At 37.9% G+C, this 10193-nt stretch carries 7 protein-coding genes; all 7 read left to right on the forward strand.

Features of this window, described 5'->3' with window-relative positions; all coding sequences use genetic code 11:
• Positions 1–197, forward strand: a 197-nt coding sequence (locus tag K1X82_13445; GenBank protein ID MBX7183110.1) for a hypothetical protein, incomplete at its 5' end; no start/stop codon positions are given.
• A gap of 406 nt (positions 198–603) precedes the next feature.
• A complete protein-coding gene (locus tag K1X82_13450) occupies positions 604–4998 on the forward strand; it encodes a T9SS type A sorting domain-containing protein (GenBank protein ID MBX7183111.1) in 4395 nt (1464 codons plus the stop codon).
• Positions 4995–5957 (forward strand): T9SS type A sorting domain-containing protein, encoded by a 963-nt coding sequence (locus K1X82_13455; GenBank protein MBX7183112.1) that lies wholly within the window; start codon positions 4995–4997, stop codon positions 5955–5957. The genes K1X82_13450 and K1X82_13455 overlap by 4 nt, the downstream gene beginning before the upstream one ends.
• Before the next feature lie 70 nt (positions 5958–6027).
• Positions 6028–6834: a T9SS type A sorting domain-containing protein gene (locus tag K1X82_13460; GenBank protein ID MBX7183113.1), complete on the forward strand. Its 807-nt coding sequence runs from the start codon at positions 6028–6030 to the stop codon at positions 6832–6834.
• Positions 6834–7793, forward strand: a complete 960-nt coding sequence (locus tag K1X82_13465; GenBank protein MBX7183114.1) for a T9SS type A sorting domain-containing protein — start codon at positions 6834–6836, stop codon at positions 7791–7793. Before K1X82_13460 ends, K1X82_13465 begins: the two co-directional genes overlap by 1 nt.
• 592 nt (positions 7794–8385) lie before the next feature.
• Entirely contained in the window at positions 8386–9114 is a 729-nt protein-coding gene (locus tag K1X82_13470) for a T9SS type A sorting domain-containing protein (GenBank protein ID MBX7183115.1), read from the forward strand.
• 1 nt (position 9115) lies between these two features.
• Positions 9116–10144, forward strand: coding sequence for a hypothetical protein (locus K1X82_13475; protein ID MBX7183116.1), 1029 nt, complete (start codon positions 9116–9118; stop codon positions 10142–10144).
• Positions 10145–10193: the final 49 nt, after the last annotated feature.

Consider the following 10193-nt stretch of genomic DNA (forward strand, 5'->3'; position numbering starts at 1 on the left):
ATTTCATGCATAAATATACTGAAAATCAATGTATTGTGAATTTATTATCGGGTAAGTTATTAACAATCAGTAAGTTACAAAAAGGAGGGCTTTTTAGACAAACTGTCGTTGCCCGGGGTGCAAACCCAAACTGCTTACCATCGAACAAAATTTTAGTAAGAAGCGAGGGGGCAAGCTGGTTTAGGTTTGCGACCTGAACCTCCAATGCCGATTTTAATTTATAAATAGTCCAAATGCTTTTTAAATGTTTAGATTGGTTAAAACCGGGAATAACATTGGTAAATGCGCCATTTAGAAATAGAAGAGGAACGACCGCTCGCCCACGTTTGTAACGAGGGCGGTCGAGAAAGGAGTTTTTTACGCCAATAAAACAGTTTTTTGCAATTGTTTTATTCCTACTTTTGAATATTAACTAAACTTAATTTTGAGTGGCGATAAATATAAAATAGCTAATCAGGAATTGGAATATTTTCTACCTTATCATAGTAATTCATTGTTTTGATGCAAGACAAATGATTGTGTAGTAGCAGCATGAATATCTATATAGCTGTGCGGTGGATTATTAATGATGGAAATGGAAAAATTACAAAAATCCAAGCATGAATGATAATAATATCGGTCAGAGACCAATTTCTCAACCGCCCTCGTTGCAAACGAGGGCGAGCGCGGGCATCCGGTCCGATTGAGTTTTGTAATGGGGGAATTGTAACCTTAACTAGTAGCCAAGGATTAAATTATGTTTGGAATACAGGTGAAACTAGTCAATCTGTTATAGTTTCAAGTTCTGGTTCTTATTATGTTGATGTAACTAATGAAAATGGTTGCACTGAAAGAACTAATATAGTTAATGTTGTTATATTAGAAGCACCTACAATTGCAATTATCCCTGATCCAAGTGGAACTTATTGTCCGGAACAAAATGTTCTTATGGAAACAACAAATAATTCAAACTATACATATGAATGGTTTAAAGACGGAATTCAAATTCTAAATGAACATTTGAATTCTTATTCTGCAAATTTACAAGGAACCTATTATGTAAAAGTAACTGACGACAATGGATGTTCTGCAAATTCTAATAATGTAAATATTAATTATTATAGTGCTCCAAACAATTCTCTTTTTCCAACAGGTAGTAATTTAATTTGCAACGGCGACAGTAAAGTCCTCAATTTGGATTTTCTGCCAGGATCAGTAAGTGCAGTTTCATGGTATTTCAACAATGATTTAATTCCTAATGAAACTAATTCAAGTTTAATTGTTGAAAATGTTGGAACATACTTTGCAATTTTAGACTTTGGAGTTGGATGTACAACGGTGACCAATAATGTTCAGATTTCATATTATGAAAATACTTCAGTTTCAATTTCTGCCGGTTTGGCAGATCCGATTTGTTATGAAGATGGAATTTCTTTAGTTTTAGCCAGTGGAAATCAAAATCAGATAAATTCATATAATTGGTATAGAGATGATTTATTAATAAACAACGAAACCACTTCTAGCTTAAATATTTTTTCGGATGGAACCTATTATCTTAAAATTATTGATGAAAATGGATGTGTTCTACAATCCAATGATATTGTTATTTTCCCCACTCCCCAGACTTCCTTTTCAGGCCTTAATTCCCATTATTGTCTTAACTCCCCAAATGTCAATCTCACCGGTAGCCCGGCAGGAGGGAATTTCTCAGGATCTGGAATATCAGGTGATGTTTTTTCACCAACTGATGCCGGAATTGGAGACCATGCTATTACCTATACCTATACCGATGGGCATCAATGTGTAGGTAGTTCGACGTTACATACCGAGGTGTATGGGTTGTTTGAAGCCAATGCCGGTAGTGATCGAGATATTTGTATTGGAGAATCCACTCAACTTGGAGCAACAAGTGCAGGCTTCACAACCTATTCATGGACTATTGGAAACTCAGCAGCTTTTTCTACTTTAGCTAATCCAAGTGTTTCACCTACAGCTACCACAACATACACATTGACAAGTACCAACACCATTTTGGGTTGCTCTAATACTGATAATGTGACCGTAACTGTGCATCAACTGCCTGTTGCTAATGCAGGCTCTGATATTACCATTTGTCAAAACGGTAGTGTGCAACTTTCAGGTTCTGGTGGTTTAAACTATTCATGGTCACCTTCAACTGGACTTTCTAATTCCACCATTTCAAACCCTATTGCTTCTCCTTCATCCGCAACTATTTATAGCTTGACGGTAACGGATGCCTATGGTTGTACTAGCACGAATTCGGATCAGGTAGAGGTGTCCATAAATAACCTTTCTGCGACCTATTCAACAGAAGTTAATACTGAAAAGCCTTGTGAACTTCCAGCCTCGGCTACCCTTTTCCCAACAGGGGGCACTCCTCCATATACCATCCAGTGGCCAAGTGGTGGAAATAGTCTAACTGAAACCGGGCTTTTTTCGGGAAGTTATCCTGTCGTTATTGAAGATGCCTCTGGTTGTACCTTTGAGCTAAATGTTTTAATAAACACTTGTTGCTTTTCACGAACCTTTACCGGGCCGGTTCGATTCATAGATAATATGCATTCCTCGTCTTTGGGTAGTGCAGTATCTGAAAATTCCATAGTAATTAGTGGTAATTTCATCATAAACAACAATTTTACATTCTTCAATCAACAAGAAATAGTATTGCTTGAAGGTGCTAGAATCACTTTGGAAGGTACCCAATCCGACCCAGTAGAATTTAAGGTTACTGATAATAGCCGATTACATGGGTGTAGCCAAATGTGGGAAAGTATTTCGGCAGACAATAGCTATGAAAAAATTTCAATTATTCAAAACGCCATAGTTGAGGATGCTAAAAATGCCATTTATTGTAAAAAATGTAACCTTAATTTGAACCAAGCCCACCTCAATAAAAATTATGTCCATGTAACGTTGGAGAATACAAGTACCTTTAGCGCAACAGATTATACCTTTAATCCCATTTTAAACAGTACCTTTACTTGTAATTTAAATTGGGCTAACAGTGCAGCCGCCAACCTGCTGCCGCCCTATTCTAGCAACACGTCCTCTTATATGGCAATCAATGCTGGAAAATATACGGTTGTTACCATTGGAGATGGTACAATTGGGAATAAAAATATTTTTAAAAGGTCGCTCTTTGGTGTTTATTCAAATACCCGAAGCAAATTGAAAGTTCTAACAAATGAATTTAGTGATTTAGCTTTTGGAATTCTTCACAATGGCCCAAGTTTATTTCAGGCGGATGGAAATGATTTTAAGCAAATTTCCGGGGTGGGGATTTATCCTTACAGGGGTTGGGATAGCAATAATACGATTGAAATCACCAACAATAGACACAGCCAAGGCACAGGTTGGGCCATAGTGAGTTATGGAAACAATAGGAAAAAGACAAAAATCATCGGTAATACCATTGATTGCAGCAATAATAACCCTAGTTCGGGAGGTGGAATTTCTGTTTTCGAAACTGTATCCAATAACCAGGATTTACAAATTGAAAACAATACGATTTCTGAGGCTTATAGTGGAATCTGGTTATCCAATATTCAAGGACGAATAAATATTTCAACGCTTAGCAGTTCTGCCTTTGTAAGTAATAACACCATCACCCACAGAAAAGCCATTTCTGATAACAATGGTCTATCGGGTATATATTTGCAAAACTGCTCACGGCTTGTGTTACAGCATAACGAAATCCACGCCCATGATGGCAACCCTGAATGGTGGGAAAGTGGCATACGGCAAGATTTGGGAACTACCAATTTTTTGTTGTGTAACGATGTAAAGGATATAGGTAGAGGCCTATTGCTGCTAGGCGACAACACCCCCTTTGAAGTGTTGGGTGCTAATGAAATGGGAAATAACCAAACCGGGTTATTTATCAATAAAATTGGCCCACAAGGTTCCAGCGGATACCCTTGGGACAACACATGGGATGCCAGCTACACTTGGGGCAACTCGGATAATTTTGCAACTGTGGTTTATGATGATGACCTCAATCAACCTACTTACAATGGAAATAGTTCGCCATTTTATGTGCAATCCTCCTTATTACCTTATATGCCTTCTGCAACAAGTAATGTAACACAAGGAGGGGTAGCTTTTTTTTCTATTCCATTCATTTCTACTTCAGGTAGCTTTCTATCCTGCCCCTCTATCTTCACTTCTCCCTCCTTTATGGTTTCGCAGGAAAATGAGTACAAAAGTATGGCGAGAATAGTATTAAACGATACCATAAGGACAAGCCACCGAGATATCAATGAAAAGTGGATGTCGAAATATGGCCTATATTCGCTGATGGAAAATGATAGTATTTTGCAAAGCGACACTACTCTAAAGGCATTTTATGACAGTTGCCATGTGTCGAACATGGGCATACTGCACCGGGCGTCGGTATTGCTTACCCGACAGCCCGATGGGAAAGCCCTTGCGGATATTGCAGATTATGCCGATACGTTAAGTACACTAACTCCGGTAAACAACACAGAGGAAAACTGGCTTGCAGTGCTTAATATCGTTTCTGGAAATGCCCTCGATAGCTCAGGAATAGATAGCAGCGAAGTTGTTACTTTAAGGGCTATTGCTGAACTTTGTCCTAATGAAGAAGGTTTTGGAGTATATATGGCTCGTTCGGCCTTATTAGATGCAGATACATTGCCCAATTTTACTGGGTTCAATGAATGTGAAGCTTCTCCTTTGCCACCTTCGGAACTAAGAAGAGAAGAAACTATTTCAACTTCAAATACTACCTCAAGCTGTAAATTATATCCAAATCCAACGGACAATCTTCTAACTATTGAATACTCAATATTACAGCAAATCAATGGGAGAGCAGAAATCTTTACGATTGCTGGTCAGAAAATTCTTGACGTGCCTTTGGAATATTCAAAATCAAAGACGAGTTTGGAATTGGGACAATTTTTATCGGGCACATATTTTATCAGAATCAGCGGTGTGATGACCACTCCTGTCAACTATAAAATTACCATTTTGAAATGAGATGGATTATTTTATTGTGTGTACCTGTATTCTGTGATTGCGTTAAATCACAAAATGTTAATTTGGTTCCAAACTCAGGGTTTGAAGAATATTTCAATTGTCCATTAGATCAGGCTGAAGTTGGGGCTGATGTCCCTTCTTGGAACGACAACGGATTATTGTATGGCACAGCAGATTATTTTAATGTTTGCGGGCCTGTAAATCCAAATTGGCCTTGGATTTCTTATCCTCCGTTTGGAATTCCAACTAATGCATGTGGTTTTCAGCAAGCCCATACTGGTAATGCTTACGCAGGGATTATTACATTTCCGTTTCTCGATCCTAATGTTAGGGAATATGTAGTCGCTAATTTGCTTCACCCTATGACGACCAGAACGAAATATATTGTTTCCTTTTATGTGAGTCTTGCAGATAGTTTCAGATTCTCAACTTCTAAATTAGGAGCTTTACTCACAAAGGAACCACCTTTATACACAACAAATTTATGTGATTACATTCCTCAAATTCAAAATAATAATACAACAAACCAGTTGACAGATAAAAGTTTATGGGTTTTAGTATGCGACACATTCGAAGCAGGTGGGGGGGAAAATTACATTACAATCGGAAATTTCTTCAATAAAGACAGTAGCGATATTGCGATAGTTGATTCTTCCGACAATTATAAGTTTTTTGCATATTACTACATCGACGACGTAAGCGTAATCGAATTAGACACAAGCACAGGAATCAATGAAAGCAGTTTTTTTCATTTTCAAGTCTTTCCAAATCCAGCACAGAACTCAATTACAATAAACAACAAAGCTTCTGTCTCAGTATCCATCTATTCTCTTTCGGGCTCTTTGATGCTTACCCAAGCTATAAAAAAAGAAGAGCCAATAGATATAGGCCAGTTGCCTAATGGTGTATATTTTGTAGCAGTGGGAAACAGAAGAGAGAAGTTGGTGGTGTGCAGGTAATTTCCTATCATGCCCATCCATTTTCACTTCACCTTCCTTTAAGGTCTCAATGGTAAATGGTTATTAAAACATGGTGAGAGAAGTATTAAATGACACCATAAGGACAAGCCACCGAGATATCAACGAAAAGTGGATGTCAAAATATGGCTTATATTCGCTGATGGAAAACGACAGCATTTTGCAAAGCGACACTACGCTGAAGGTATTTTACGACAGTTGTCATGATTCCAACATGGGTATACTACATCGGGCATCGGCATTATTGACCAATGAATCCGATGGAAAAACCCTTGCCGACATATCAGATTATGCCGATGCCTTAAGTACACTAACTCCGGTAAACAAAACGGAAGAAAATTGGCTTGAGGTGCTTAATATATTGACTGAAAATATTCTTGATAGTTCAGGAATAGACAGCAACGAAATTGTTACTTTAAGGGCTATTGCTGAACTTTGTCCTAACGAAGAAGGTTTTGGAGTATATATGGCTCGTTCGGCTTTATTGGAAGTGGATACTTTGCCTAATTTTGCAGGGTTTAATGAATGCGAAGCTTCGCCTATTCCTCCTTCCGAATTAAAACGAGAGGAAATTATACATCAAGGAACAGTTCCACAAATTGATGATTACAGACTATACCCCAACCCTAATAAGGGCACATTTACCTTAGAATATTTTCCCTCAAAGGACGAACAATTACAATCTGCAAAATTGTTAATTTTAGATTTAACAGGTCATTTAGTATTTAATAGTGATATAAGCTTCTCTTCAAATAAGTGTACCATAAACTCAAATGATCTTGCAAACGGTTCATTTTTAGTAAAGGTACTCGTAGGTGGAGAAATGAAGTTAATATCTAAAATCGTGATTTTGAAATAATGAAACGGTTCTGGTGGATATATATCTGTTTTGTTTGGGGTTCATCTTTCGGACAAGATAATTTGTTACAGAATCATGGATTCGAAGAATATATTACTTGTCCCACCAATAACAGCGAAGGATATTTTGCATTTCCAAAGTTACCTTATTGGAATGATACTTCATTCTTTGGCTCCCCAGATTATTTTAACTCTTGTTCTATTTCAGAAGATGAGTGGTGGCCATTCCCTGTCTTTGGTGTTCCTAAGTGTTATCATGGATTCCAGTATGCCAAAGAGGGCAATGCTTTCGCCGGTATAATCACTTATAAATCATTTGAACCTAACATTAGAGAATATTTAATTTCTCGATTTATAAGCCCTTTAGTAAATAGAAAAAAATATCTAGTTTCTTTCTATGTAAGCCCAGCAGATACGTTTAAGTATGCAACATCCCGATTAGCGGCGTTAATAACTGATGGATTACCTATGTTTACAACAAATCTCTATAACTCAATTCCACAAATAGTAAATAACTCGATGGAAAACCCTCTAACAAATCTGGAATCGTGGACATTGGTTCAGGATACTTTTGAAGCAGGGGGGGGGGAAAATTATATTATTATAGGTAACTTCTTTGATACTGAAAATAGTGATACCTCTACAATTAATTCTGGTTCTAATTATCAAAGTTTCAGCTACTACTTCATCGACGACGTCAGCGTAATCGAATTAGACACAAGCATTGGCATTTATGAAAAGGAATTAGATCATTTTCAATTCTACCCCAACCCTGCCCAAAACACCATAGCTTTCAAAAACAAAGCCCCAGTTTCCATTTCCATTTATTCACTTTCAGGTGCACATCTGCTTTCCAAAAACATTCGAAAGGATGAGGAAATTGATATTCGTACTTTAAGCAATGGGGTTTATATAGTGGCTATAGGAAATAAACGGGAAAGGTTGGTGGTGTGCAGGTGAATAATGAGTTTGAAAATAGCTAATTAACTTGCTTTTTAATTCTAATTTGTCGCCAATTTTTGAATAGGGTATTGGAATAGATATAGAAAGCACCAACGCCAATTCCCGCACCACTCTCTTTAGAAAGCACCCGGGTTAGGGATTGCAGTGGAAATCCTTTTTGTCGAGGTACGAGCAAAAAGATTGGAACGTAAAGCCCGACCCCCCCCACTCGCCCACGTTTGCAACGGGGGCGGTCGAGAAAGGCGTTTTTTACGCCAACTATCGTCTCCTGCTGATTCAGGTTTGTAACCTGAACCGCTAAGCAATCGGTCCCCACCAAATCAAAGTAGTTCTCTTCCAGTTGGAAGGAACTTTTTAGCATCTTTACAACATAAACCCCTAACTCCCAATTTTCAAACTTGATTTAGCCGCAGCCCATTTAGGAGAAAAAGGAACACCTGGAGTAGCAGGTAAAGGATTAGTAAAAATTACAAAAATTCAGGGATGAATGATAATAATATCGGTCAGAGACCAATTTCTCAACCGCCCTCGTTGCAAACGAGGGCGAGGGCGGCATTACAATACACCGACCAGGGTTGAATTGGACATAATGGCATCCAAGGACCAAGGTCGTCAAATGGCCTCGGAATACATACAGGAATTAATAACTGCCGATTCCCTTAGATTGGCACTGGATTTCATGGATTCCATCAATGATAATAGTTTTGAAAGGGTCTTGCCTTTGGTTTCCACGTATATGGGTATCGACAGCTTGGAAAAATCTTCAAGTCTGTTGGAAAATTTTTCACCCACTTCACAACCGGAAGAAGACTGGAAGGCATTTATGGAAATTCGCCTATCTTTGCTCCGGGACAGCCTAAGTTGGTTTGAAATGGACAGTACCCAAAATGCATTTATTAATACATTGGCGCATAAATCCTATCCATATTCCATTGTTACAACTTTGGCACAAAATGTAAGAAGACTTGTCTTTAACGAGGACTTTTGTGATTCAATGAATATAGCTTTTCCTTTTTCAGAGGAGCGTTTGGAAGAAATTATTCAAAATAATGATGAGGAAAAGTATAGTTACTCTTCAAATTTGTATCCGAATCCGGCCAAGGATAGGGCAATGCTAGAATATTCTCTTCAAGAAAAGGAATATGGTGTGTTGGAATTGTTTAACATTTTAGGGGAAAAAATTCTTTCCATAAACTTATTGCCTGAATATACAAAAATTAGTATTGATATTTCTTCATTGACCCAAGGAATTTATATTTATAGGGCCTATACCCCGTCTAGAAAGTTGTCATCGGGAAAACTTATAATCTCTAAATAAATTGAAAAAGACTCTCTTATCCTTGATTTTGCTATTTACTTGGGGTAGTTCATTGTCCCAACAATGGAGTCTGTTTCCGTTTGAAACCCAGACCAATGGTTCAGGATACCAAAAATTGTATATATGGAATGAAAATCTAATTATTTTCGGTTGGGACGGTTCATATATTTATGATTCGATTTCCACACGGGGTTATATCAAATGGAATGGTGACACAGCGGTAGCTCTTTTTGGAGAGAATTCAAATTATGGAGGAATGTTGTATTCAATGTGCGAATATCAAAATGATTTATCAATTGGGATTTCATTAACTGGTGATACCCCAAATCCTGGATATGATTTTTTTAATATCTGGAATGGCAATAATATTTCCACCTTCCCTAGTTTTCAAGTTAATCCGCCCGACAGAAAGGTGACCTCCATGATACAGCACAATGGAAACTTATACCTAGGAGGACCCAATAACTATGGATCACAACCATTCAATCTGATGGCCTATTGGGATGGGAATTCAATCCATTCCATGAATGGAGGACTCTGGGGAGACTATGCTAGAATATACGATATGGAAATTTATAAAGACGAATTATATGTTGGAGGAGTCTTTAACAATAGCCAGACAGGAAATCCATTTAACATTGCTCGTTGGGATGGTGAAAAATGGAATGATTTGGATACAGGTGCATTGGGGGATGTATGGTCAATAGTTATTGATCCAGATGGTCAATATTTATATGCCGCTGGTAGCTTTACCTTCATTGGGGGTAATAATGGCTTTCCAACATGCGGTATTGCCCGATGGGATGGGGAGCAGTGGTCTGGCCTTGATTTAAAAAATGATGCTTATTGCTTACTAGGAATCTTCCAAATTTTTGATTTGGAGTTTTATCATGGTGAATTGTATGCATCAATGGCTGGGGCTTACCCGCAAGGTGGAGAATCAGATACCACCCTGGAAAATCCGGTGAACTTGACCACCTCAGTCCGGTTCAACTTGACCACCTCAGTCCGGTTTAAATTGACCACCTGAATCCGGTTCAAATTGACCACTAAAAAGCGATAAAAAAAATCATGTTGTA

Source organism: Bacteroidia bacterium, assembly GCA_019695265.1.
Taxonomy (GTDB): Bacteria; Bacteroidota; Bacteroidia; order JAIBAJ01; family JAIBAJ01; genus JAIBAJ01.